The 23,202-nt window shown below is 71.7% G+C and carries 20 protein-coding genes; 9 read left to right on the top strand and 11 right to left on the bottom strand.

Going from position 1 to position 23,202, the window contains the following annotated elements:
• Positions 1-42 precede the first annotated feature (42 nt).
• Positions 43-1,278, bottom strand: a complete 1,236-nt coding sequence (locus AC0VYD_RS13910; protein WP_475475954.1) for an MFS transporter — start codon at positions 1,276-1,278, stop codon at positions 43-45.
• 214 nt (positions 1,279-1,492) lie between these two features.
• Positions 1,493-2,137, bottom strand: coding sequence for a TetR/AcrR family transcriptional regulator (locus AC0VYD_RS13905; protein WP_475475953.1), 645 nt, complete (start codon positions 2,135-2,137; stop codon positions 1,493-1,495).
• Positions 2,138-2,258: 121 nt separating this feature from the next.
• On the opposite strand from AC0VYD_RS13905, the gene AC0VYD_RS13900 reads away from it, so the two are divergent.
• Together AC0VYD_RS13900 and AC0VYD_RS13895 are read left to right on the top strand one after the other, a co-directional pair.
• Positions 2,259-3,209: an NAD(P)-dependent alcohol dehydrogenase gene (locus AC0VYD_RS13900; protein ID WP_475480264.1), complete on the top strand. Its 951-nt coding sequence runs from the start codon at positions 2,259-2,261 to the stop codon at positions 3,207-3,209.
• 269 nt (positions 3,210-3,478) lie between these two features.
• On the top strand, positions 3,479-5,104 hold the full coding sequence (locus AC0VYD_RS13895) for an alkaline phosphatase D family protein (protein WP_475475952.1): 1,626 nt from the start codon (positions 3,479-3,481) through the stop codon (positions 5,102-5,104).
• A gap of 259 nt (positions 5,105-5,363) precedes the next feature.
• On the opposite strand, the gene AC0VYD_RS13890 is transcribed toward AC0VYD_RS13895, so the two are convergent.
• Entirely contained in the window at positions 5,364-6,062 is a 699-nt protein-coding gene (locus AC0VYD_RS13890; protein WP_475475951.1) for a metal-dependent transcriptional regulator, read from the bottom strand.
• Between the two features lie 363 nt (positions 6,063-6,425).
• Between AC0VYD_RS13890 and AC0VYD_RS13885 the strand changes: the two genes are divergently transcribed.
• Entirely contained in the window at positions 6,426-7,388 is a 963-nt protein-coding gene (locus tag AC0VYD_RS13885) for a bacteriocin fulvocin C-related protein (RefSeq protein ID WP_475475950.1), read from the top strand.
• Between the two features lie 45 nt (positions 7,389-7,433).
• Here AC0VYD_RS13885 and AC0VYD_RS13880 read toward each other — a convergent pair whose 3' ends face one another.
• The 3 genes from AC0VYD_RS13880 to AC0VYD_RS13870 form a co-directional block, all read right to left on the bottom strand.
• A complete protein-coding gene (locus AC0VYD_RS13880; protein WP_475475949.1) occupies positions 7,434-8,051 on the bottom strand; it encodes a DUF4291 domain-containing protein in 618 nt (205 codons plus the stop codon).
• Between the two features lie 95 nt (positions 8,052-8,146).
• A complete protein-coding gene (locus AC0VYD_RS13875) occupies positions 8,147-8,842 on the bottom strand; it encodes a type 1 glutamine amidotransferase domain-containing protein (RefSeq protein ID WP_475475948.1) in 696 nt (231 codons plus the stop codon).
• 194 nt (positions 8,843-9,036) lie between these two features.
• Positions 9,037-9,996: a GlxA family transcriptional regulator gene (locus AC0VYD_RS13870; RefSeq protein WP_475475947.1), complete on the bottom strand. Its 960-nt coding sequence runs from the start codon at positions 9,994-9,996 to the stop codon at positions 9,037-9,039.
• A 71-nt stretch (positions 9,997-10,067) separates the two neighbouring features.
• Between AC0VYD_RS13870 and AC0VYD_RS13865 the strand changes: the two genes are divergently transcribed.
• A complete protein-coding gene (locus AC0VYD_RS13865; protein ID WP_475475946.1) occupies positions 10,068-11,021 on the top strand; it encodes an NADP-dependent oxidoreductase in 954 nt (317 codons plus the stop codon).
• Between the two features lie 104 nt (positions 11,022-11,125).
• Here AC0VYD_RS13865 and AC0VYD_RS13860 read toward each other — a convergent pair whose 3' ends face one another.
• Together AC0VYD_RS13860 and pabB are read right to left on the bottom strand one after the other, a co-directional pair.
• Complete coding sequence (locus AC0VYD_RS13860) at positions 11,126-12,625, bottom strand: amidase (protein ID WP_475475945.1); 1,500 nt, start codon at positions 12,623-12,625, stop codon at positions 11,126-11,128.
• Between the two features lie 116 nt (positions 12,626-12,741).
• Complete coding sequence (gene pabB, locus AC0VYD_RS13855; protein ID WP_475475944.1) at positions 12,742-14,772, bottom strand: aminodeoxychorismate synthase component I; 2,031 nt, start codon at positions 14,770-14,772, stop codon at positions 12,742-12,744.
• A 204-nt stretch (positions 14,773-14,976) separates the two neighbouring features.
• Between pabB and AC0VYD_RS13850 the strand changes: the two genes are divergently transcribed.
• Both AC0VYD_RS13850 and AC0VYD_RS13845 read left to right on the top strand, forming a co-directional pair.
• Complete coding sequence (locus tag AC0VYD_RS13850) at positions 14,977-15,225, top strand: SHOCT domain-containing protein (RefSeq protein ID WP_475475943.1); 249 nt, start codon at positions 14,977-14,979, stop codon at positions 15,223-15,225.
• 309 nt (positions 15,226-15,534) lie between these two features.
• The gene (locus AC0VYD_RS13845) at positions 15,535-17,205 is read left to right on the top strand and encodes an ABC-F family ATP-binding cassette domain-containing protein (RefSeq protein WP_475475942.1); all 1,671 of its coding nucleotides are present in this window, start codon (positions 15,535-15,537) and stop codon (positions 17,203-17,205) included.
• A gap of 138 nt (positions 17,206-17,343) precedes the next feature.
• On the opposite strand, the gene AC0VYD_RS13840 is transcribed toward AC0VYD_RS13845, so the two are convergent.
• Positions 17,344-18,768 (bottom strand): sugar porter family MFS transporter, encoded by a 1,425-nt coding sequence (locus tag AC0VYD_RS13840; protein WP_475475941.1) that lies wholly within the window; start codon positions 18,766-18,768, stop codon positions 17,344-17,346.
• Positions 18,769-19,083: 315 nt separating this feature from the next.
• On the opposite strand from AC0VYD_RS13840, the gene bioB reads away from it, so the two are divergent.
• On the top strand, positions 19,084-20,145 hold the full coding sequence (gene bioB / locus AC0VYD_RS13835) for a biotin synthase BioB (protein ID WP_475475940.1): 1,062 nt from the start codon (positions 19,084-19,086) through the stop codon (positions 20,143-20,145).
• 84 nt (positions 20,146-20,229) lie between these two features.
• Here bioB and AC0VYD_RS13830 read toward each other — a convergent pair whose 3' ends face one another.
• The gene (locus tag AC0VYD_RS13830) at positions 20,230-20,520 is read right to left on the bottom strand and encodes a YiaA/YiaB family inner membrane protein (protein ID WP_475475939.1); all 291 of its coding nucleotides are present in this window, start codon (positions 20,518-20,520) and stop codon (positions 20,230-20,232) included.
• A 135-nt stretch (positions 20,521-20,655) separates the two neighbouring features.
• A complete protein-coding gene (locus tag AC0VYD_RS13825) occupies positions 20,656-21,774 on the bottom strand; it encodes an NAD(P)/FAD-dependent oxidoreductase (protein WP_475475938.1) in 1,119 nt (372 codons plus the stop codon).
• 146 nt (positions 21,775-21,920) lie between these two features.
• On the opposite strand from AC0VYD_RS13825, the gene ddaH reads away from it, so the two are divergent.
• Together ddaH and AC0VYD_RS13815 are read left to right on the top strand one after the other, a co-directional pair.
• Positions 21,921-22,712 (top strand): dimethylargininase, encoded by a 792-nt coding sequence (ddaH, locus tag AC0VYD_RS13820; protein ID WP_475475937.1) that lies wholly within the window; start codon positions 21,921-21,923, stop codon positions 22,710-22,712.
• An 81-nt stretch (positions 22,713-22,793) separates the two neighbouring features.
• Positions 22,794-23,198, top strand: a complete 405-nt coding sequence (locus AC0VYD_RS13815) for a RidA family protein (RefSeq protein WP_475475936.1) — start codon at positions 22,794-22,796, stop codon at positions 23,196-23,198.
• Positions 23,199-23,202 lie beyond the last annotated feature (4 nt).

Below are 23,202 nucleotides of genomic sequence, written 5' to 3'. Positions count from 1 at the left end.
GGGCCGCAGGCGGCCCCTCCCGCCCACGGCCCGCGCACCGTATCAGCTCATCGTGCAGGTCCGGCGGTCGCCGCCCCGGGCCGTCAGTACGGCCGTGAGGAGGTAGGGGGCGGCGAACAGCGCGAAGGCCGGCCCGTGCCCGAGCGCCAGGAACACCCCGGCGTACAGCGGAAAGGACAGGACGTTCGCCGCCTCCGTGCCCAGACCGGCCAGGGAGGTGACGGTGGCCCGGCCGGGCCCGGTGATGCTGTCCTGGAGCCTGGCGTCGACGACCACGTTCATCATCTGACACGTGCCGAAACCGCCGCCGAGCAGAAGCCAGCCGACCGGGTTCCCCAACAGGGCCCCCGCGCCGATCGCCACGGCGGCCAGGGCCAGGAACGCTCCGAGGGTCCGCGGGGACAGGCGGGAGGCGGGACCGGCGAGCAGCCCGCCCGCGGTGACGCAGACCCACACCGTCAACACCACCAGCGGCACGTCCTGGTCGGCCACCCCGGCGGAGGCGGCCAGCAGAGGGACGTACTCCTCGAGCATCTCCCAGAACACCGTGACGACCACGACCAGCACGATCGCGTGGCGCACGGCCCGGCTGCCGCGCGCCTCGGCCAGGCCGGCCCGCAGGATCCGCAGGTAGCCCGGAGCGGGATCAGCGCCTTCCCTCCGGTCGGTCGCGGTGCCGGCGGAGCACGGGGGACGGTGTTCCGGCAGGGCCGTACCGGCGAGCGCGCACAGCACGCAGGCGACCACGCTGGCCGCACCGATCGCCGCGTAGCCGCCGTGGGCCATCACCGGCACGGCGAGCAGGGTCGCCGCGCCCACCGAGGCCACGCCCAGGGCCCGGGCCACCCCCATGACCCGGGCGTACCGGTCGGCGGCGCCGCGATGCGCGAGCTCGGTGTAGACGAGTGCTTCGAGAGCGCCCGAGGACAGGGCGCCGCCCGCGCCCCACAGGACGAACCCGAGGGCGAACGCCCAGTAGGACGGGAGGAGCAGCCACAGTGCGAACCCGGCGCCGGCCAGGAGCGGTGCGGCGGCGATCAGGTGGCGGCGGGGCACGACGTCGGCCCAGGCGCCGGCCGGGATCTCCAGGAGTGCGCCGGTCAGGGACCACAGCACGAAGAGCGAGCTGGTCTGGGCGACGGACAGCCCGGTCTCGGCGAAGAGGAGGGCGTACAGCGGATAGAGGAGGACGAACTCCTCGAGGAGGGCGTAGGCGTAGAGCGGCCGGGTCAGCCTGGACGGGCGCGTGTCGGGCACGCGCGAAGGCAGGGTGGTCATGGAGGACTTTCGGTCGGGCGAACTGGGGCACCTGGGGTGGTGGTCACCCGGTGGTGCTCGGGCGTTCGCCTCGGACCGGCCTCGGCCGCGGCCTAGGAGTTAATGTCGCTGGTCCATGCGTCCAGGATAGGCGCCGGGGGCGGAGCGGCGCGAGGGGTTGCGGACTCCTTCGTCGGGCGCCGTCCCGGGGCCGGACGCTCGCATGGCCAGGCGTTCACCGCCAGTGCGGCCCCCGCAGGGCCGGATGCGGACCGAGCCTGGGGGCGGGCGGAAGGGTGTGGCGTTCGGGGCCGGCCTGGAATGCCTGGACCAGGTAGGCGGCCAACCTTCGGGAGGCGGCCAGGGCGTCCTCCTCGGAGTCGGCGGTGATGCCGCTGTTGGCCATCATCACCAGAGTGAGGTCGTCGCGGACGAAGTCGGGGCGCAACCGCCCGGCGGCCTTGGCGCGGCGGGCGAGTTCTGCGAGGGCGTTCTCGGCCCGGACCCGTTCCCGCTCGAAGACCGTGATGTCGGGGACGGAGGCCAGGAGCACGCTGGTGAGCCCCCGGTCGACGGCCTGCAGCTCACACAGTTGCTCGATCACGGTGCGGAAGCCGTGCCAGGGATCGGGGTCGGCGAGGGCGCGGTCGATGGCCGCCACGCACTCGGTGATCTGATCGGTGAACACCTCGATGACCAGGTCGCTCTTGGCGGGGAAATGGCGGTAGAGAGTGGCGATCCCGACCCCGGCCCTGCGGGCGATCTCGGTCATGGACACGTCGAGGCCGCCTGCGGCGAAGGAGGTACGGGCGGTGCCGAGGATGCGGTGGTGGTTGTGCAGGGCGTCGGAGCGCGGCTTCCGAGAGGATTCCGTCGGCATGCCTCTCACTTTAACGCCAAGCGGATCGACCCCTCCGTTTAGCTTGTTAGCTTCGACGACGAGGGCGGGGACGACCAGCTCCTCCCCTGGACCGGAACGGACGGAGAAGACCTTGGCGGAGATGCGCGCAGCCCGCTTCGACGGCTACGGGGCACCCGAGGTGCTGTACGAGGGCAGGGCCCCCCGCCCAGAACCCGGCCGGGGCCAGGTTCTGGTGCGGGTGCACGCCAGCAGTGTGAACGGCGGTGAGCTGCTGATGCGCGCTGGGCGGCTCGCTCCGCTGACCGGTCGGCGCTTTCCCAAGGGTATCGGCATCGACTTCGCTGGTGAGGTCGCGGAAGTGGACGCCCAGGTGAGCGGGCTCGCCGTGGGCGACCGGGTGTGGGGCACCGTGGGACGGGCCGGAGGCAGCGCCACCGCCGAGTACGTGGCCGTGCGCCCGGAGCAGGTGTCCCTCAGCCCCGCCGGGCTCGACCCGTTCGAAGCGGTCTCGTTGCCCGCAGGGGGCACCACCGGGATCACCGCGCTGCGGGACAAGGCGAAGGTCAGGCCGGGGGACCGGGTACTCGTACGCGGGGCCGGCGGCGGGGTCGGCAGCGTGGTGGTCCAACTGGCCAAGGCCATGGGAACACACGTGACCGCACTGGCCGGGGCACGCAACCTCGACTTCGTCCGCGGCCTCGGCGCCGACGAGACCTTCGACTACGCGACCACCGGCCCCGGGGAACTGGCCCGGCTGGAACGGTTCGACTCGGTCATCGACGTCGTCGCCACCGACCTGCCCGCCTACCGCCGGCTGCTCGCCCCGGGCGGACGCATGGTGGCCGTGAGTTTCGGGTCGTTCGCCTCGGTACTGCACATCCTGGGTTCGCAGGTGCTGGGGCGGCGTCGGACCATCTTCTTCAGCGGGAATCCCAAGACCGCGCTCTTCGCCGACCTGACCGGGTACGTGGAACGCGGTGAGGTCCGCCCGGTCGTGGACACGGTGTACGAGCTCACCGACATCGCCAAGGCCCACCGCGCGCTGGAGGCCGGGGGCGTGCGGGGCAAGCACGTCATCAGCCTGCTCTGAGCCGTGCTCGAGGTGACCGGGGGTCGGCGCCGGGCCGGGGATGACGCGGGGCGCGGGCACGGGGCGGAAGGCGGCGGCGACACCAACGCCTGGAAATTACAGAAACGCCCAGCTCACAACCCTCAGTTACTTTTCAGTCACTCTGGGGAGGACAATGTTCACCGTGCAGTGGTTGGGACGTACTGCTTTCCGTGGCGGGATGGAGCACGGCTTCTCCCGTCCTGAGCGCTCGCCGGGGCGGCCCCCACGTGAACTCCAGGAGACCGTGCATGCCGGGTACACCCGTATCGCCCGCATCCCCCGCAGCTTCCGTACCGTCCGGTCCCCCCGTGGCGGGGTCCGCCACAACCCGCCGCCAGGCCCTGGTCGGTGGAGCCGTCACTCTGGGCGCCGCGGCCCTGGGCGGTGCCCTGGGCGGTGCCCTGGGCGCGCCCTCCGCGTTCGCGGCCGCTCCCCGGGGCCCCGGGATCACCGAACCCTTCTCCCTGGGCGTCGCGTCCGGCGACCCGCGCCACGACGGTGTCGTGCTCTGGACCCGGCTGGCCCCCGACCCCCTCGCGGAGGACGGTCTGGGCGGGATGCCCGCCCGCACGGTCGAGGTCGAGTGGCAGGTCTCCCACCGGGAGGACTTCTCCACGCTCGCCGCCTCGGGCACTGTCGAGACCGGTCCCGAGCAGGCGCACTCGGTACACGTGGAACTGGAGCACCTGCGCCCCCGGGCCGACTACTTCTACCGTTTCCGGGTCGGCAACGAGATCAGCCCGGTCGGCCGGACCCGGACCGCTCCGGTGCCCGGCACCCGGCTGGACCGGTTCGCCTTCGCGTTCGCCAGCTGCCAGAGCTACACCAACGGCCACTACACCGCCCAGGCCCACCTCGCTGACGAGGACCTGGACCTGGTTGCCTTCCTCGGCGACTACATCTACGAGACCGGTGACCAGGGCGAGATCGGCCGCGGGCACCTCCCGGAGAGGGAGGTCCGATCCCTGGCCGAGTACCGGATCCGGCACGCCCAGTACAAGACCGACCACAACCTCCAGGCGGCGCACGCGGCCTTCCCCTGGGCGGTGGTCTTCGACGACCACGAACTGGAGAACAACTGGGCTGACGACACCTCCTACGGGGAGGACGTGCCGCCGGAGGAGTTCCTACTGCGCCGGGAACACGCGCTCAAGTCCTACTACGAGCACATGCCGCTGCGCGCCGCCCAGCGCCCGGCCGGCCCCGACCTGCACCTGTACCGCAGACTGACCTTCGGCAACCTGGTCGACATGCACCTGCTGGACACCCGGCAGTACCGGGACGTGCAGGTGGAGGACTCCGAGCGCGACGACCCCGGGCGCACCCTGCTGGGCGCCGACCAGCGCCGGTGGCTGTCCCGGGGGCTGGCCGACTCCACCGCCACCTGGAACGTCCTGGCCCAGCAGGTGTTCTTCTCCCAGCGTGACTTCGCCGCAGGCGGGGCCACCAACTTCAGCAACGACGCCTGGGACAACTACCGGGTCGAGCGGGACAGCGTCCGTGACGAGCTCGCCGGGGTGTCCAACCCGGTGGTCCTCACCGGCGACGTCCACGCCAACTACGTGGTGGACGTCAAGGCCGACTTCGACGACGAGCACTCGGCGACCGTGGCCACCGAACTGGTGGGCACGTCCTTCACCAGCGGCCGGGACGGGGTGGAGCAGAACCCGGGCGACGCGGTCCAGCTCGCCGAGAACCCGCACATCAGGTTCATCAACCGCAACCGGGGTTACGTGCGCAACACGGTCACCCCTACGGAGTGGACCGCCGACTACCGGGTGGTCGACTACGTGAGCGAACCGGGGGCGCCCATCCGTGACCGGGCCAGGTTCGTCATCGACTCGGGCAACCCCGGCGTGCGCCCGCAGCAGTAGGGCACGGGCCTGGTCAGCGGCCCGCCGCCTCGGCGGCGGGCCGTCCGTGCCGTCCGGGCGCCGATCGTCTCCGGGGGCGCGTCTTCGCTGCCAGATCGCCCTGACCGGCGTTCGGCCCCCGCGGGGCCGGAACCGGCCGAGACCGATGTCCCTCGCGACCGCCGGCGGTCGGGTCGTCCTCCTCGACCAGGGCGGCCGCACCTGCCGGCAGCCGGGCTTTCGGGGAACTTCCTCCCCGGGAACCCGGAGGCGTCCTGGTTCACCTGTCCTCGGGGCTGAGCCAGAGGGCTTCGGCGGCGACCAGGCCGAGGGCCTGGCCCCTCTCCTCGCCGCCCTTCTCCGGATGTACCGAGATCTGGATGGAACCGGCGAACGGAAGCCGTTCCACGACCTCCACGCGCATGCCGATGCCGATGTCGATGTCGGCCAGGTAGCGCAGGAGTTCGGGGTCGGTGTCGTTGACCCGGACGATCACCCCGGACGTCCCGGCCTCGGCCTCGGAGAGCAGCACGGACTCGCGTTCGACGATGGCGCCCTCGCGGGTGGGGATGGGGTCGCCGTGCGGATCCACCACCGGTTCCCCCAGATGGGCGGCGATACGGTCGACGAACTTGTCCGAAACCACGTGTTCGAGGATTTCGGCCTCGTCGTGTACCTCGTCCCAGGAGTAGCCCAGCTCGGCCACCAGGTAGGTCTCCAGCAGCCGGTGGCGGCGCAGGACCGCCAGTGCGGCCTTGGTCCCGGTCTCGGTGAGGCTGACGTTGCCGTACCGCTGGTGCTCCACGAAGCCGAGTTCGTTGAGTTTGCGGAGCATCCCCGACACCGAGGAGTTGGACACCGAGAGCCGCTCGGCCATTCCGGAGATCGTCACCGGCCCGGTGCCGCGTTCCTGGAGGTCATAGATGACCTTCACGTAGTCCTCGGCCGAAGTGGACGGCCGCGCCGGTGTGTTCCCCATGCCCGTAACCGTATCGCGGACGGCCCTGGGACAACGATTTTCGCCACTCGACCTGTGCACGACCTCCGCCGCCGTCCCCGCGGGCCGCGTCCCGGCACCTTTGTCGTGGCCGTCCCCCGGCCGGGCCGAGGTGATCGGCAGGCGGGTCGGCCCCACGGCCCGGAGTGGTTGGTGTGCAAGGGCGAACCCGGGTTCGAGTAGTACCGAAACGAGCGAGAACGGGCGGTGCGAGCGCGGATTCATCCGTGTTCGCACCGTTTCTGCCTCCGGTTCCCACTGATTGGGCATACCAAGTTCCGAAAACCCGTCCCACGCCGGAGTCCGTGCCCCAACACTGGGATGTGGCGGTTGGGGAAGGAGAACATGAGGAACATTCGGACTCGGTACGTACTGGCCTTCGACTCCTCGTGCGACAGGTGCGCCGACATCTCCCACGCGGTGGAGGCCGTGTCCGGCGGCAGGCTGGAGACGCTGCCGCTCACCCACCCGGACGTGCGGGAGTGGCGGGTCCGCCAGTGGGGGCCGAACGCCCCCTGGGTACCGACCCTGGTCCGCCACCGCGGCGACGATGTCCGCTGCTGGAGCGGGGCGGCGATGGTCCGCCCGTTCGTGCGCGGCCTGGGCGCGCGGGTGGCGCTGCGGGTCCTGGAGGCGCTGGGGGAACTGAGCCGCCAACGCTGCCGCGCCCCCTGGGAACGGGCGCGGGTCTCCGCCGCCCGTGTCCCGGTGCGGCCGCGCCTGCTGCGCTGGGCCGCGGGCGGCGCCGCGCTCGTGACCCTGGCGCTGGCCGGACGCACCCCCGGGCTGGCCCGCTCCGACCACGCCCTGGCCCGGGAGTGGGTGGAGACCAACCGGGACCGGTTGCCGAGGGACTACGACGCGTTCGTGTCCCACCCGCTGGTCCGCCGCCGCCTCGTCTTCGCCGAACTCCCGCCCCTGGCCCGCCGTGACCTGTGGCTGGAGCACCTACGCCGCTACGAGCGGGCCCACCCCCACCTCTCGGCCGCCCAGCGCGAGGTCGTGGACCTGGCCCGACGGACGCTGTCCGACGTACTGGTGTTCCGTGACGGGCTGGACCCGATCCGGGAACGGGAGCTGCGCGGCCTGGCCGTCTCGGCCTTCGGCACCGAGGAGGCCCACGCGCTCCTGGCCACCCTGGGTCCCGACGAGCCGGATCCGGACGGTGCCGCCCACACGGGGAGGGGGCGTTGCGGAGCCTGGGAGCCGTGCCTGTCGAAGGGGTGCCGGGAACTCCCCTTCACCTGCGGAACCGCCTGGGCGTACACCCGTGACGGCATCCGCGTCCGTGCGGAACCGGCCGGCTAGCGCTCCGCACGAAAGGTCCCGGGGTGGGAGGAGGGGCCTGCCGGGTCAGTCCGTGCGGGCCGAAGCAGCGGCCGGGTACAGGTGGGCGATCGTCCGCTCCGCGACCGGGTAGGGGCGCTCCCGCGGCAACAGCTCGGACGCCGCGTCCAGGTCGCCCTTGCGCACCAGGCTGTGCACCTCGTGGGCCAAGGGGGTCACGTCGGTGATCGCCACCATCCACTCGTCGGCGTACCGGCGCGAGGCCTCACCCGAGAGGCCGAGCTGGAGCGAACGGTGGCCCAGCGGGTTCAGGCGCAGGTCGCGTTCGGGATCCCACTGCACCCGTGCGGGGGCCTCGCGCAGTTCGCGCTTCCAGGCCTTCCGGTCGGCGTGCACGTCCCGTTCGTAGTGCGACAGTGCCGAGTTGCGCAGTGCCCACTCGAACCCCGCGCGGTCGATCTCCACCGCCAGGACGGTCTCCTGGTTCTCCTTGAGTCCCCAGCCGCAGCGGTACATCATCCACAGGTACGACGGTTTGACCCAGGTCATCCGCTCGCGCTTCCACGAGGGCGGAAATCGGCCGTCGCGCGCCGCGGGGACGCCGATGGCGGGGGCGTAGGCCTGGTAGACGGTGACCGTGGTGTCGGTGTACCGGGCGCGGATCTGGAACGGGGGGATGCTCACGGGACACCAGGGTGCCGCTGGCCAGCGGCCGGGGCAACCGGTTTTCCGCTGGCCAGCGCAGGTCCCGGGACGGGCCCCGCCCGCTCCGGCTCCGCTCAGCCCAGCTGCTTGAGCAGCTCCTGGGCCAGCGGGGCGGAGGAGGCCGGGTTCTGGCCGGTGACCAGGTTCCGGTCCACCACGACCTTGGGCGCCCAGGGCTCCCCTTCCTGGAAGTCCACCCCGGCCTCGACCAGGCGGTCCTGGAGCAGCCACCGGGCCTTGTCGGCCAGCCCCGCCTGGGTCTCCTCGTCGTTGGTGAAGCCGCTGACCCGGTAACCGGCGAACGCGTTGGTGCCGTCGGGGCGCTCGGCTGCCAGCAGGGCGGCCGGGCCGTGGCAGACCACGCCGAGCGGCCTGCCCGAGTCCAGGGCGTCGGTGAGCAGTCGGCCGGAGGTGGTGTTCACGGCCAGGTCCTCCATGGGGCCGTGCCCGCCGGGGTAGTAGACCGCGGCGTACTCGTCGAGGTCGACCTCCTCCAGCTTGACGGGCGAGCGGAGTTCGGTGAAGGAGTCCAGGGCGGCGGCGACCCGGTCGGCGTTCTCCTGGCCGCCGTTGGCTCCCGCGGCCAGACTGCCCTGGTCGACGGGGGGAACGACCCCGCCGGGGGTGGCGACCACGATTTCGTGTCCGGCGTCCTTGAAGGCCTCGTAGGGTGCCACGGCCTCCTCGGCCCAGAAACCGGTCGGGTGCGGGGTTCCGTCGGCCAGTGTCCAGTGGTCGGCGCCGGTCATCACAAAGAGGATCTTGGACATGCTGTGTCACTCCGAAGGTGCTCGGGCGGTGGGCCTGGATGATGTGTTGCCTGTCGCCGGCCCTGACGTACCGCACACGACAGAGTCAGGGCCGCGACGTGACCGACGCTAGTTGTCCGAGCAATTATTTTCCAATGAGGCACCCTATGTCTGTCATCAGTATCTCAATGAGTTCCTGATGAGCGCCTCTGACCTCAGGAAACGTCGGCCATGGCGCCTCGGAACGTGCGCCGGTAGGTGAGCGGGGACACCCCGATGGCGGCCCGCAGGTGTTGTCGCAACGAGGTACCGGTGGCGAAGCCCACCTGCCCGGCGATGTCCTCCACCGGCAGGTCGGTGGACTCCAGCAGGTGCCGGGCCCGCAGTATCCGCTGCTGGGTCAGCCACCGGCCCGGACTCACCCCGACCTCCTCGTTGAAGCGCCGGATGAAGGTGCGCAGGCTCATGTTGGCGTGCGCGGCCATGTCGGTGAGGGCGAGCGGTTCACCGAGGTGCCCCAGCGCCCAGCCACGGGTGGCGGCTGTCCCGTCCCGGCCCTCCTCGGGCACCGGCTGTTCGATGTACTGGGCCTGGCCGCCGTCCCGCCAGGGGGGCACCACGCAGGTCCGCGCCACCCGGTTGGCGACCTCGCTCCCGTGGTCGGCGCGCACCAGGTGCAGGCACACGTCCACCCCCGAGGCGGCCCCCGCGGAGGTCAGCAGGTCGCCGTCGTCGACGAACAGGACGTCGGGGTCCAGGTCGACCCGCGGGAACCACTGCCGGAAGAGCGGTACGAGCTTCCAGTGGGTGGTGGCCGGACGCCCGTCGAGCCACCCCGCGGCGGCCAGGAGGAACGCTCCGGTGCAGATGGAGACCACTCGGGTCCCCGGTCGTACCGCGTCCAGGGCCGCGCCGGCGGCGGAGGGCAGTCCTTCGGAGAGCAGGCGGTGGTCGAAGGGCGGGATCACCACGGTGTCGGCGGTGGACAGGACTTCGGGTCCGTGTTCGACGGTGATCGCGAAGTCGGTGTTGGTGCGCACCGAGGATCCCTCGATCCCGCAGGTCAGAACCTCGTACCGGCCCTCGGCGGACCCGAGGACCCGGTTCGGGATGCCCAGCTCGAAGGGGTAGACGCCCGGCAGGGCCAGGACCACGACACGGTGCGGAGTACTCATGGCAAGATCCTATCCAAAGATGGCAATCATGCCATGGTGTCGACGGCGCCCGATCCGTCAACCTGGGAACCATGAGCAACGACAGCAACGCCACCATGCGCGCCATCAGCCAGGACACCCACGGCGGACCGGAGGTCCTGCACGAGGTCCGGCTCCCCCGCCCCGCCCCGGGACCCAGCCAGATCCTGGTCTCCGTCCGCGCCGCCGGGGTCAACCCCACCGACTGGAAACACCGTGCGAGCGGCCTCTTCCTGAACCGTCTCCCCCTCGTCCTGGGCTGGGACGTCTCCGGGGTCGTGGAGTCCGTGGGTTACGGCGTCACCCTGTTCAAGCCCGGTGACGAGGTCTTCGGGATGCTGCCCTACCCGCACGGGGTGGGCTCGCACGCCGAGTACGCCCTGGGCCCCGCGCGCGCCTTCACCCGCAAACCCGCCTCGGTCGACCACGTCCAGGCCGGAGCGCTGCCGCTGGTCTCCCTCACCGCCTACCAGGCACTGGTCGACACCGCCCGGCTCCGGGCCGGACAGCGCGTGCTGGTACACGCCGCCGCCGGAGGGGTCGGACACGTGGCGGTGCAGATCGCCAAGTCCCTGGGCGCGTACGTCATCGGCACCGCGAGCGAGCCCAAGCACGCCCTCCTGCGCGAGCTGGGCGCGGACGAGGTCATCGACTACCGCACGACCGACTTCACCGAGGCCACCGGGGACATCGACGTGGTCCTGGACCCGGTGTCGGGAGAAACCCGGACCCGCTCCCTGGAGGTACTGCGCCCGGGCGGGACCCTGGTCTCGCTCCTGCCCGGCCAGGACCCGCAGGAGCAGGAGCGGGCGCGGAGCCTGGGGGTCCGGGTCGAGACACTGCTGGTGGAGGCCGACCACCAGGGTATGAACGCGATCGCCGGGTTGGTTGACAGGGGAGAACTGCGGGCCCACGTGGAGACCGTCCTCCCGCTGGCCGAGGCGGCCAAGGCGCACGCCCTGGGTGAGACCGACCGCACCACCGGCAAGATCGTCCTGACCGTGTAGGGGCACGAGCAGGGGCGCCGGCGCAGCGGCGGCTGCCGGGCTCCTGTGCCCGGAGCGGCTGCGCCGGAACAGCCCCCGCCGCGGCGGGGGCTGTCAGGGCCGGTTCACGCCGGGGCGGGGAACGGCACCCCCGTCGGGCGTCGGTGCGCCCAGGGGCTGGCCTCCTCCAGTTGGGCGGCCAGGCGCAGCAGGAGCCCCTCGCCCGCCGGAGCCGCGACGAACTGCACGCCCAACGGCAGGCCGGAGGCCGTCCAGTGCAGCGGCACCGACATGGCCGGGGTGCCGGTCAGGTTGGCCGTCAGCGTGAACGGGGTCGCGGTCAGGTTGTTCATGACCTCGGTGGTCACCAGGTCGGTCGCGGTGACGACGCGTTCGGTGCGGGTGCGCACCAGCAGGCGTTCGACGGTGCGCAGCCACGGCGGCGGGGCCAGACGTCCCACGGTCACCGGCGGTCCCGCGATGGTGGGGGTGAGGAGGAGGTCGTGGCGGGAGTGGAAGTCGGCGAGCGCGAGGACGTGCTCGTTCCAGCGGTTGTTGCCGCGCACGTAGTCGGCGGCGGTGCGGGTCCGGCCCATGGCTGCGAGCATGAGGGTGTCGGGTTCGAAGTGCCCGTCCGAGCAGCCGGTGTCGGCCTTGACCCCGTCCACCAGGGCGGCCATCGAGCCGTACCAGAGCGTCAGGAAGTCCTCGGTGAGTGCCCGGCCGTCGATGTCGGGTTCGGCTTCGACCACCTCGTGGCCCAGCCCCTCGAGCAGTGCGGCCGCCCCACGGACCGCCCGGACCGCCTCGGGGTGCACCCGGGTGCCCAGCGGTGAGCGGTCGGTGAAACCGATCCGCAGCCGCCCCGGGTCGCGGCCGACCTCCTCGGTGTAGGGGCGGTCGGGCGGGGCGATCGGGTAGGGCGAGGTGGCCTCGGAGCCCGCCATCGCCTGGAGCAGAGCGGCGCTGTCACGCACGGTGCGGGTGAGGGCCCCGTTGACCGAGGCACCGTGCATGGGCTCGCCACCGTTGGGCCCGAACGGCACCCGGCCGCGCCCGGGCTTGAGCCCGAACAGCCCGCAACAGGCGGCGGGGATACGGATGGAACCGCCGCCGTCGTTGGCCCCCGCGGCCGGTGCGATGCCCGCCGCCACGGCGGCCGCCGAACCACCGGAGGAGCCGCCGGGGGTGTGCGCCGGGTTCCATGGGTTGCGGGCCGGTCCGAACTCGTCGGACTCGGTGACCCCCTTGGCGCCGAACTCGGGGGTGTTGGTCTTGCCGAAGGGCACCAGACCGGCCGAGAGCCAGCGGTTCACCACCTCGGAGTTCCGGACCGCGGGCCGGTGGCGCAGGGCTCGGTTGCCGGCGGAGGTGGGATATCCGGCGTAGTCCTGGAAGAGGTCCTTGAGGAGGAAGGGGACTCCGCCGAGCGGGCCCTCGGGGAAGGCCGAGGCGAGGCGTCGGCCCTCCTCGTACATCGGGAGGATGATCGCGTTGAGCGCGGGGTCGACCTGCGCGGCGCGCTCGATGGCGGCCTCCAGGACTTCGGCCGGGGTGACCTCCCCGGCCCGGACCAGTGCGGCCAGGCCGACGGCGTCGTGTTCGAGGTACTCGTCTACTCGCATGGCCGGAACCTAACACCGGACTGCAACACGTTCTAGTTCGCCGCCGGGTGTTGTTGCCGACGAGTTGGAAGCCAGCCCCGGGAGTGCCCCCTCGGGGCACCGAGGGGGTGGACGCCTCAGCGGCCGCGAAGGGGGACCTCTGCCTTGAGCAGCATCTCCCCGTACTCCTCCTCCGGGTCGGAGTCCAGCACGATCGCGCCACCCGCACCCACGGTGACCTCGCCGTTCGCGCGCACGGCGGTACGGATGACGATACTCAGATCCGCCTCACCCGAGTGCGAGACGTAGCCCAGCGCACCCGAGTAGACCCCGCGGGCCGAGGACTCCAGGCGGTCGATGATCTCCATGGTCCGCAACTTGGGGGCGCCGGTCATCGAACCGCCCGGGAAACTCGCCCGTGCCGCCTCCACCGCCGACACCCCCGCACGCAACCGCCCCCGGACCGTGGAGACCAACTGGTGCACGGTGGCGTAGGACTCGGTGTACATGAACGCGGGAACCTCCACCGAACCCACCTCGCACACCCGGCCCAGGTCGTTGCGGAGCAGGTCCACGATCATCAGGTTCTCCGCGCGGGTCTTGGCTCCGGTGCGCAGCTCCTCGGCGATGCGGGCGTCGGTGGCCGGGTCCCCGTGCCGGGGCGCGGTGCCCTTGATGGGTCGGCTCTCGGCGATCCGGTCGGCGTCCACGCGCAGGAAGCGCTCCGGGGAGGCGCTGAGCACGGTCACTTCGCCCAGCCGCAGGAAGGCGGCGTAGGGGGCGGGGTTGGCGGCCCGGAGCCGACGGTAGAAGTCCAGGTCGTCCCCGCCCGGGTCGGGCAGCCGGACCCGGTTGGTCAGGCAGATCTCGTAGCTCTCCCCCTCGGTGAGGTGGCCCAGGCACGCCTTGACGTCGTCGACGTACCCCTCGCGCGGCCGCTCCAGCAGGCCGGGCAGGTCGACGGGGGCGGCGGAGGGGACGGGTCCGGGGAGCGGGGGCAGGTCCAGCAGGGCGGCACGGGTTTCCTCGGCCCAGGCGCGGGCGTCGGCCGCCCCGTCGGCGCAGACCACGTAGGTGCGGTCCTCGTGGTGGTCGACGGCGACGAAGCGGTCGCAGCGCATCCACACCGCGTCCGGGGTGGATGCGTCGTGGGCGCGTTCGCCTCCGGTCTCGGCCTTGAGCTCGTAACCCAGGTAGCCCACGTAACCGCCGGTGAAACCGAAGGGCAGGCCGGCACCACGGGGCGTGTGGCCGGTGCGGCGCTCCAGCGCCTCGAACACGTTCCCGGGCTCGACCCGGGTACCGGCGGCGGTGCGTACCCGCACCCCCGCGTCGCCCGCGTCATAGGTGAGCACCTCGGCGGTGGGCCCCGAGGCCTCGCCCAGGAACGAGAACCGGGCGGGCCCCTCGGGGCGGGAGCTGTCCAACCAGAACGCGTACTCGGCGCCCGCGTGCAGCCGGGCGAAGGCGCGTTCGGTGTCCACGGCCCGCGCGATCTGCACCACCACGGGTTCGGGGGCCGTCGCGGCGTCCGGGCGCCGGGCGGAGGCCCCGCGGGGGGCCGGGTCCGGGCAGGTGCGTACACGGGCATGCGGGCGGGCCAGGGCCAGGAAGTTGGCGACCAGGTCGGAGCCGTGGTCGCTGGCGGTCGACTCGGGGTGGAACTGCACGCCCCAGCGCGGGAGCTCGCGGTGCTCCAGGCCCATGACCACACCGTCCTCGGCCCAGGCGGTGGCCGCCAGGGAGCCGGGGAGGGGCTCGGGAACGGCCAGGGAGTGGTAGCGCACGGCGGTGAAGTCCTGCGGTACCTCCGCGAAGAGTCCCGCGCCGTCGTGTCGCACCCGGGTGAGGTGACCGTGGCGGGGTTCGGGTGCCGGGGACACCTCGGCCCCGGCCAGGTGGGCGATGGCCTGGTGGCCCAGGCACACCCCCAGGACCGGCAGGCGGGTGTGCGCCAGCAGGTCGGGGACCCGTCCCAGGTCGCGGGCGGTCTGCGGGCGGCCCGGTCCCGGGGAGACGACCACGGCGTCCACGGAGGCGGGGTCCAGGTCCGCCCAGCCCGGGCCGTCGTTGGTCAGCACCCGGGGCTCCTCGCCGAGTACGCGGGCGAGGAGCTGGAACAGGTTGTAGGTGTAGGAGTCGTGGTTGTCCACGAGGAGAACGCGCATCCCGCCCTTTCTGCAACGGCTTTCGGATCGCGATATCCCAGGTTACGGCGGTTTGTCCGGCCTCGGGTCCCCGGTCGTCCCCCTGCCCGGTCCCGTCCGGGGCCTCACCGTGCCGGTCCCCGCTCTGGCGGGACGCCCCCGGAAGGGAGTAGACAGGGAGGAGGTGAGGTACACCGGCCCTCGCACAGCCAAGGGAGCGGTTCCTTGAACATCTTCGTCGCCGCGGTCATGATCCTGGTCATGTTGGCGCTGGCCTTCTTCTTCGTGCTCACCGTCACCGAGGTCAGCCGAACCCTCAGGCAGCGCCACGGGAAACCGCTCCCCGAGGCTCCCCGGCGGCCCGCCTCCCCGGAGCCGGACGCCGCCGCACAGGAGCTGCGGATGCGCTACGCCCGAGGTGAGATCAGCCGGGAGGAGTACCTCCAGCGCAAGATCGACCTCGAGGAGTACTGACCTCCTCCCCCGCGGCCTACCCGCGCCTCGCTCACCGGATCCCCCGGAAAACGGTTGACAGCACGGACCGGGTGGGTAGGGTACTCACGTCCTGTCGTCTCCGATAGAGGTGGACGTTGCGCATCTGAGGTTCGCGATCATCACGCGGTACGGCGCCGGTAACCGGCCTGCCCGTCGCGTGTATGGAACCTCGGTGTATGAGCCGTCCCTAACCAGTCCAGGACCCTCTCGCCCGTCCTCTCGGCCCTCGGCCGCGTGGTGCTCGCACACGAAGCCCTTTCCACACCGCTTCTGACTGCGAGAACACCCATGCCAAAAACAAGCACCACCGCGAGTGCCGCCGCGGCCTGCTCCGACCTGTCCTTCCGCTGGAAGGACGGCACCGCCGTCTTCGACGGGCTCTCCCTCACCCTGGGCAGGGGCCGCACCGGGCTGGTCGGCACCAACGGCGCAGGCAAGTCCACCCTGCTCCGGCTGCTGGCCGGGCGGCTGCGCCCCGCCCGGGGCTCGGTGACCGTCGGCGGCAGCCTGGCCTACCTGCCGCAGAACGTCACCCTCGACACCGACCTGCGGGTCAACCGGGCCCTGGGCATCGCCGACAAGCGCGCCGCGCTGCACGCCATCGAGGCGGGCGACGCCTCGGAACGGCACTTCGAGACGGTCGGCGACGACTGGGACATCGAGGAGCGCACCCTGGCGACCCTGGGCTCACTCGGCCTGGACGGCATCGGACTGGACCGCACCGTGGGCCAGCTCTCCGGTGGCGAAACCGTCCTGCTGCGCCTGGCCGCGGTACTGCTGGAGCGCCCCGACGTGCTCCTGCTGGACGAGCCGACCAACAACCTCGACCTGTACGCGCGCCGCAGACTCCACGAAACCGTGGAGACCTGGCGCTCCGGTTCCCTGATCGTGGTCAGCCACGACCTCGAACTCCTGGAACGGGTGGACCGCATCGCCGAACTGCGCACCGGCTCCGTGACGGTCTACGGGGGCGGCTGGTCCGACTACCAGGAGGCGTTGGCCGTCCAGCAGGAGGCGGCCGAACGTATGCTGCGCTCCGCCGACGCGGACGTGCGCCGACAGAGGCGCGAACTGGAGGAGACCCAGGTCAAACTGGCCAAGCGGCAGAGCAGGAGCAGGAGGCTGGACGCCCAGGGCGGTGTCCCGAAGATCGTCGCCAACGAGCTGAAGAAGGCCGCCCAGCAGTCCGCGGGCAAGCTCCGCGGTGTGCACGAGGACCGGCTTGAGGAGGCCCGCGAGCGGCGGGAGGAGGCGGCCGACGCGGTCCGCAGGGACGCCGAGATCCGGGTGGAGCTTGCGCACACCGAGGTGCCCAACGGCCGTGACGTGCTGGAACTGAGCGGGCTGCGTCTCCGGTTCGGCAGACTGGTCGGGGGAGACCTCATGGTGCGCGGCCCCGAGCGGATCGCCCTGGTCGGCCGCAACGGCTCCGGCAAGACCACGCTGTTGCGCACCCTCACCGGAGCGGACGAACCGGTGGAGGGCCGGGTCAGGGTGTCCGTTCCGGCCCGGTTCCTGCCGCAGCGGCTGGACGTGCTGGACGAGGAACTGAGCGTCTTCGAGAACGTGTCCCGGATGGCGCCGGGCGTGAGCGCCCAGCACATCCGCGCCCAGTTGGCCCGATTCCTGTTCAAGGGGGCGCGGGCCGCGCAGAGCGCCGGGACGCTGTCCGGTGGTGAGCGCTTCCGGGCCGCCCTGGCGGCGACGATGCTGGCCTCCCCGGCCCCGCAGTTGCTGATGCTGGACGAGCCGACCAACAACCTGGACCTGTCCAGCGTGCGGCAGCTGACCAACGCTCTGGAGGCCTACCGGGGAGCGCTTCTGGTCGCCAGTCACGACCTGCGGTTCCTGGAGTCGGTCGGGATCACCCGGTGGTTGCTGCTCGATGACGAGTTGCGGGAGAGCACGGCCGAGGAGGTGCGCGACCTGTTCGAGGGCCGGGCGCCCGGTCAGGTCTGAGCGGACGGCTTCCGAGCCCCGCCACGAACGGGCCGGTGCGGTTCCCGTGCACGGGAACCGCACCGGCCCGTTCGCCCTTCCTGCCCCCGGAAGCCTGGGTTGCTGGCTCCCGGACGGCGGGAAAGGGCCGCCGAGCTCCTAGCCCTGCATCTCCTCCAGGGTCTTGCCCTTGGTCTCCTTGACGAACTTCCACACGAACAGGAACGACAGCATCGCGAACCCGGCGTACATCACGTACGTGCCCGGCAGGCTCGAGTCACGCAGGCTCGGGAAACTCACGGTGATGAGCCAGTTGGTCAGCCACTGGGTCGCGGTGGCCACACCCATGGCGGCGGCACGGATACGCAGCGGGAACATCTCACCCAGCAGCACCCACACGACCACGCCCCAGGACAGGGCGAAGAACAGCACGAAGGAACTGGCCGAGACCAGCGCCACCACGCCCCAGTCGAACGGGAGGACGACCTCCTCGCCCCGGACCACGGCGTTGCTGAACGCGTAGGCGGTCGCCGCCAGTGCCACGGTCATCCCGGCCGAACCCACCAGCAGCAGGGGTTTGCGGCCGACCCGGTCCACCAGCAGGATCGCGATCACGGTACCCACGATGTTCACCACCGAGGTGAACAGGCTCAGCAGGAGCGAGTCGGACTCGGCGACGCCCACCGACTGCCACAGGGAGCTGGAGTAGTAGAAGATGACGTTGATGCCCACCAGCTGTTGGAAGGCCGAGACGGCCATACCGATCCACACGATCGGCAACAGCCCGTAGCGCCCGGTGAGGTCGCGCAGCCGGGGACGGACCTCCGCCCCCAGGGCCTCCCGGATCTCACCGACACGCTGCTCGATCCGCGCGGTCCCGCCGCCCTCGACGCCGCTCAGGATCTCGCGGGCCTGGTCCACCCGCCCCACCCGGACCAGGTACCGGGGGGATTCGGGGATGACCAGGCTCAGGCTCAGGTAGACCAGGGCGGGCAGCACCTCGATGCCCAGCATCCACTGCCAGGCCTGTACGGGTCCCAGCGCGTTCTGCGCGCTGCCGTCGGCCGCCTGGGCGATCGCGTAGTTGACCAGTTGCGAACACGCGATGCCCAAAACGATGGCGAGCTGCTGCAGGGAGGCCAGCCGCCCGCGGTAGGCGGCGGGTGAGACCTCGGCGATGTAGGTCGGCGCGATCACCGAGGCCATACCGATGGCCGCACCGCCGACGATCCGCCACAGGGTCAGGTCCACCACCGAGAACGGCAGGGCCGAGCCGATGGCGCTGACGGCGAAGAGCACACCAGCGATCTGCATGACCCGGATCCGGCCCAGCCTGTCGGCGAGGTTGCCCGCCGTCGCAGCACCCACCACACAACCGAGCAGGGCCGCAGCGATGGTGAACCCGAGCACCCCGGGGCCCACCTCGAACCTCTGCTGGATGGCGTCGACCGCACCGTTGATCACCGCGCTGTCGTAACCGAACAGGAATCCGCCCATCGCGGCCGCCGCCGCGATCATCGTCACGTGGACCAGGCTGACGTCCCCGCCGGACTCCCCCACCTGGCTGCTTCCGACTCCACTCACTCCGGACTCCCTCCCCTGGGCGTGCCCGACTGCCCGGGCTGGCACCACGATGCAGCACGCGCCCGCGAATGTGTGAACGCAACGCTGAGAAGGCCGAACACACGCCGATGCCCGTCCCGGCCGACCGGGGCGGACTGCAGCCCGCCCCGCCCCGGCCACCGGCAACGTCCCCCCGAAGAGCCGTGGCCGGATACGGCCACACCTCCCAAGAAGGTGCCTGACCAGGCACACTTGCGCAGCACACAAGACTTCGGCCGGATTCTTGGCGGGTTCGGCAACTGTGTGGGCGCGCTCCCAGCCTCCAGGATCGACCCCGTGACGACATTCCACACCCTGGCCGAGAAGGCCCTTCGCCGTGAGACGCCCACCCGCGACGAACTCCTGGAGGTGCTGACCAGCACCGACGACGACCTGATGGACCTGGTCGCCGCCGCGTCACGGGTCCGCCGACGCTACTTCGAGCGCCGCGTCAAACTCAACTACCTCGTGAACATGAAGAGCGGCCTGTGCCCGGAGGACTGCTTCTACTGCTCCCAGCGCCTGGGTTCGCAGGCCGAGATCGTCAAGTACACCTGGCTCAAACCCGACCAGACCCGTGAGGCCGTCTCCCACGGGGTCAGGGCCGGGGCCAGCCGCGTGTGCCTGGTCGCCAGCGGACGAGGCCCCACCGACCGCGACGTGGCCCGTCTCGCCCCGGCGGTGGAGGGGATCAAGGACGAGTACCCCGGGGTCGAGGTGTGCGCCTGCCTCGGACTGCTCTCCGACGGCCAGGCCGAGAAACTGCGCGAGGCCGGGGTCGACGCCTACAACCACAACCTCAACACCTCCGAAGAGCGCTACGCCGACATCTGCACCACGCACGAGTTCGCCGACCGGGTGGAGACCGTCGAACAGGCCAAGCACGCGGGGCTCTCCCCCTGCTCGGGGCTGATCGCGGGCATGAAGGAGAGCGACGACGACCTCGTCGACGCCCTGTACGCCCTGCGCGAGCTCAGTCCGGACTCGGTCCCGGTCAACTTCCTCATGCCCTTCGAGGGCACACCGCTTGAGGGCACCTGGGACCTGACCCCGCAGCGCTGCCTGCGCCTCCTGGCCGCCGCCCGGTTCGTCTTCCCCGACGTGGAGGTACGCCTGGCGGGCGGACGCGAGATCCACCTGCGCTCCCTCCAGCCCCTGGCGCTGCACATCGCCAACTCGATCTTCCTCGGCGACTACCTCACCAGTGAGGGCCAGGAGGGCAGGGACGACCTGGAGATGATCGCCGACGCCGGTTTCGTGGTGCAGGGCGCGGGCGAGCCCACGCTCCCCGGTGAACGCCACGACCTGCTCAGGACACGCCAGCGGGGCGCCGGGACCGCCCTTCCGCCCAACGCCTGACCGCTGACGTGCCCGCCGGAGCGGCGCCGCCCCCGCCGGCGCCGCTCCGGCGGGCACCGCGCTCCCCCTGCGCGGTGCCCGGTCTCAGGACCTGGGCTGGACCTGCTGCTCCCCCTGCCATATCGGCAGCTGCTGGTAGTACTGCGCCTGCTCGGCCATGGCCGTGTCCTCCTGCCGGTCACGGACGCACTTGGCGAGCGTGAAGGTGGAGGTGATGACGAACAGCAGACTCATGCCGAGGAAGGCACGCATCCACAGGTCGACGGGGAGGAAGACGATCCCGACGCCGGAACCGGCGGCGGAGACCGCGAAGGCCAGCATCGACTGGAGGTAGAACTGGGGGGTGGACCGGGGCTGAGGGATCGGTGCGTTCATGGGTCCATGGTGGCCGAGTCCTCCGGTCAGCGCCTGAGTATCCCTACTCAACCGCCCGCCCCGCCGTCGACCGGGGACCGAAGACCGCGACGACCGGGCCCGTGCCCCCCGATACCCGGTCCGGTCGGAGCGGAGTCACAGCGGTGTCTGGCTGCGGTCGGGAACGAAGGCGGACAGGTCCACGCCGGGGTCCTCCCCCATCGCCAGACGGGCGGCGACCAACCCCTGGAAGGGACCGAAGGTCAGCCCTTCCGAGCCCAGGCCGGTGGCCACCAGCACCCCGGGGAGGCGTTCGACCGGGCCGAGCAGCTGGTGTCCGTCATGGGTACCGGGCCGGAAGCCGACCCTGGTCTCGACCACGGTCGCGTCGGCCAGCCCGGGGAGGACCTCCAGGGCGGTGGACAGGTTGTGCAGCAGGCCCGTGGCCGTCACCCTCCGGTCGAAGCCCGCCTCGGGCTCCAGGGTGCCTCCGGTCACCACCCGGTCGGGGCCGAACGCCAGAGCGAAGTAGTCCCGCTCGCCGAAACGCACCACCGGCCAGGCACGCGTGTCCCTCCCGGGTAGCGAGAAGTGGGTGATCTGGCCGCGGACCGGGCGCACCCCCAGCTCGACACCGGCCACCGCGAGGAGGCCGGCCGACCACGCGCCGGCCGCCACGACCACCACCGGCGCCTCCAGGTCCTCGGCACCCACCCGGACCCCGGTGACCCGGCGCCCGTTCCACAACAGCCGGGCGTCGCCCTTGAAGTAGCGCAGCCCACGTTCCTCGGCGGCGTTGAACAGCGCCGTGCGCGCCCTCACGGCGTTCAGCCGGGCCATGCCCCCCACGTACACCCCGCCGTAGGGTTCGGGAACCAGCGGGAAGCGCTCGCGCGGCTCGCCCTCCGCCAACCGTTCCACGCGCCCCATCGACGCGTACTCGGGCAGCTCCGCCAGGGTGCTGAGCAGCTCGTACCCCGCGTCCTCGCCCTCGCGGTCCACCGACATCCCGCCGACCACCTCATAGCCGGTGACCTGCCCGTCCTCGGCCAGCTCCGCCATCAGCCGCGGGTAGTGCTCGGCCGCACGAACCTTGAAGTCCCGCACCGGGGGCGGGTCCCAGGGGAACGGCCAGGGGAAGACCACCCCCGCTCCGGCCGCCGTGGCCTGCCCCGGGTGCGAGGAGTCCACCAGCGCCGTGGACACGCCCTTCCTGGCCAGGTGGAAGGCCGCGCTGGCTCCCACGATCCCGCCGCCGACAACGATGACGTCCATGGGTCCCACCCTGCCCCGACCGGCTCCCCCGAACAAGCCGGCGGGCCCGCGTGCCGGTCCGGGAAACGGGGTATGGAGGCGCGATACGCTGCGGCTTCCCGACGGAGCCCGGCCCCCTTTTTCCCTGACCAATCCCAGGAGGTCGTATGGACGGTTACACCTACCACGGGGTCGCCCTGATGCGTCGTCCCAGCCCCCGGCTGGCGGAGGGCATCGTCACGCACATCCCCCGGACCCCGGTGGACCCGGTGCTGGCGGCGCGCCAGTACACCATCTACCAGGAGACGGTCGCCTCGGCGGGCTGGCGGGTGCGCGAGGTGGACCCCGCACCGGAGCACCCGGACTCGGTGTTCGTCGAGGACCCGCTGGTGGTGTGCGAGGACCTCGCGGTCCTGACCCGGCCCGGGGCCGAGACCCGGCGCGGTGAGGTCGAGGGGGTGGAGGAGGCCGTCCGCGCCCTGGGGCTGCGGGTGGCCCGGATCGAGGCGCCCGGAACCCTGGACGGCGGCGACGTCCTCCAGGTCGGGGAGACCGTCTACACGGGTGTGGGCGCCAGGACCAACGAAGAAGGCGTCGAGCAGCTCGAACAGCTCCTGGCGCCGCTGGGCCGCAAGGTTCACCGGGTCGCCCTGGGCCGGGCACTCCACCTGAAGTCCGCGGTGACCGCTCTGCCCGACGGCTCACTCGTCGGCCTGCCCGAACTGGTCGACGCCCCCTCCCTGCCGCCGATCCGGTGCGCCCCCGAGGAAGCGGGTGCGCACGTGCTGCCTCTGGGCGGCCGGGACGTCCTGGTCAGCGCAGCCGCCCACGAGACCATCCGCGGGCTGACCGCGGACCACTGGCGGGTGCTGCCCGTGGACATCTCCGAGTTCGAGAGGTTGGAGGCCTGCGTGACCTGCCTGAGCGTCCTGATCCCGGACGGGACGCGCCGCACCTGACGGATTTGCGCCTCGGGGCGGAACCGGGGGCCGTGCGCGGCCGTTGTCCCCCCGAAACCTCCAACGGCGGGAAGGGAATCCATGAGCGGTGCGGTCAAGCTGATCCGCAACGAGGAACTGACCTCGGTGGTGGAGTACGCCTACGCGGCCTCGGCGCAGTCCCCGGCACGCGTGGTGTGGACGGCGGGGGCCTGTCCGCTGGACGAGCACGGCGCCACGGTGGCCGTGGGCGACCACGCGGGCCAGGCCCACCAGGTGATGCGCAACCTGGCCACCGCCCTGCGCGGGGCCGGTGCCGAACTCACCGACATCGTGCAGATGAGGATGTACGTGGTCTCCGACAGGCAGGAGGACCTGGTCGAGGTCTGGAGGGTGGTGCGCTCCCACATGGGAGAACACGACGCGCCCGGCACTCTGCTGGGTGTGTCCGTGCTGGGCTATGACGACCAGCTGGTCGAGGTGGAGGCGGTGGCCGTCACCTCCTGAGGCC

Source organism: Nocardiopsis sp. iso_40 (assembly GCF_056173285.1).
Note: the sequence above shows the minus strand (reverse complement) of the source record. Positions and strands in the feature narration are given on the sequence as shown.

What these genes read in the sequence shown, in the direction of transcription:
- AC0VYD_RS13905 (WP_475475953.1), bottom strand. Translation starts at nt 2,137, where the DNA reads ATGCCGACGGAATCCTCTCGGAAGCCGCGCTCCGACGCCCTGCACAAC.
- AC0VYD_RS13860 (WP_475475945.1), bottom strand. Translation starts at nt 12,625, where the DNA reads ATGCGAGTAGACGAGTACCTCGAACACGACGCCGTCGGCCTGGCCGCA.
- AC0VYD_RS13890 (WP_475475951.1), bottom strand. Translation starts at nt 6,062, where the DNA reads ATGGGGAACACACCGGCGCGGCCGTCCACTTCGGCCGAGGACTACGTG.
- AC0VYD_RS13870 (WP_475475947.1), bottom strand. Translation starts at nt 9,996, where the DNA reads ATGAGTACTCCGCACCGTGTCGTGGTCCTGGCCCTGCCGGGCGTCTAC.
- ddaH (WP_475475937.1), top strand. Translation starts at nt 21,921, where the DNA reads ATGGACGGTTACACCTACCACGGGGTCGCCCTGATGCGTCGTCCCAGC.
- AC0VYD_RS13815 (WP_475475936.1), top strand. Translation starts at nt 22,794, where the DNA reads ATGAGCGGTGCGGTCAAGCTGATCCGCAACGAGGAACTGACCTCGGTG.
- AC0VYD_RS13830 (WP_475475939.1), bottom strand. Translation starts at nt 20,520, where the DNA reads ATGAACGCACCGATCCCTCAGCCCCGGTCCACCCCCCAGTTCTACCTC.
- pabB (WP_475475944.1), bottom strand. Translation starts at nt 14,772, where the DNA reads ATGCGCGTTCTCCTCGTGGACAACCACGACTCCTACACCTACAACCTG.
- AC0VYD_RS13865 (WP_475475946.1), top strand. Translation starts at nt 10,068, where the DNA reads ATGAGCAACGACAGCAACGCCACCATGCGCGCCATCAGCCAGGACACC.
- AC0VYD_RS13910 (WP_475475954.1), bottom strand. Translation starts at nt 1,278, where the DNA reads ATGACCACCCTGCCTTCGCGCGTGCCCGACACGCGCCCGTCCAGGCTG.
- AC0VYD_RS13875 (WP_475475948.1), bottom strand. Translation starts at nt 8,842, where the DNA reads ATGTCCAAGATCCTCTTTGTGATGACCGGCGCCGACCACTGGACACTG.
- AC0VYD_RS13845 (WP_475475942.1), top strand. Translation starts at nt 15,535, where the DNA reads ATGCCAAAAACAAGCACCACCGCGAGTGCCGCCGCGGCCTGCTCCGAC.
- AC0VYD_RS13900 (WP_475480264.1), top strand. Translation starts at nt 2,259, where the DNA reads ATGCGCGCAGCCCGCTTCGACGGCTACGGGGCACCCGAGGTGCTGTAC.
- AC0VYD_RS13895 (WP_475475952.1), top strand. Translation starts at nt 3,479, where the DNA reads ATGCCGGGTACACCCGTATCGCCCGCATCCCCCGCAGCTTCCGTACCG.
- AC0VYD_RS13825 (WP_475475938.1), bottom strand. Translation starts at nt 21,774, where the DNA reads ATGGACGTCATCGTTGTCGGCGGCGGGATCGTGGGAGCCAGCGCGGCC.
- AC0VYD_RS13885 (WP_475475950.1), top strand. Translation starts at nt 6,426, where the DNA reads ATGAGGAACATTCGGACTCGGTACGTACTGGCCTTCGACTCCTCGTGC.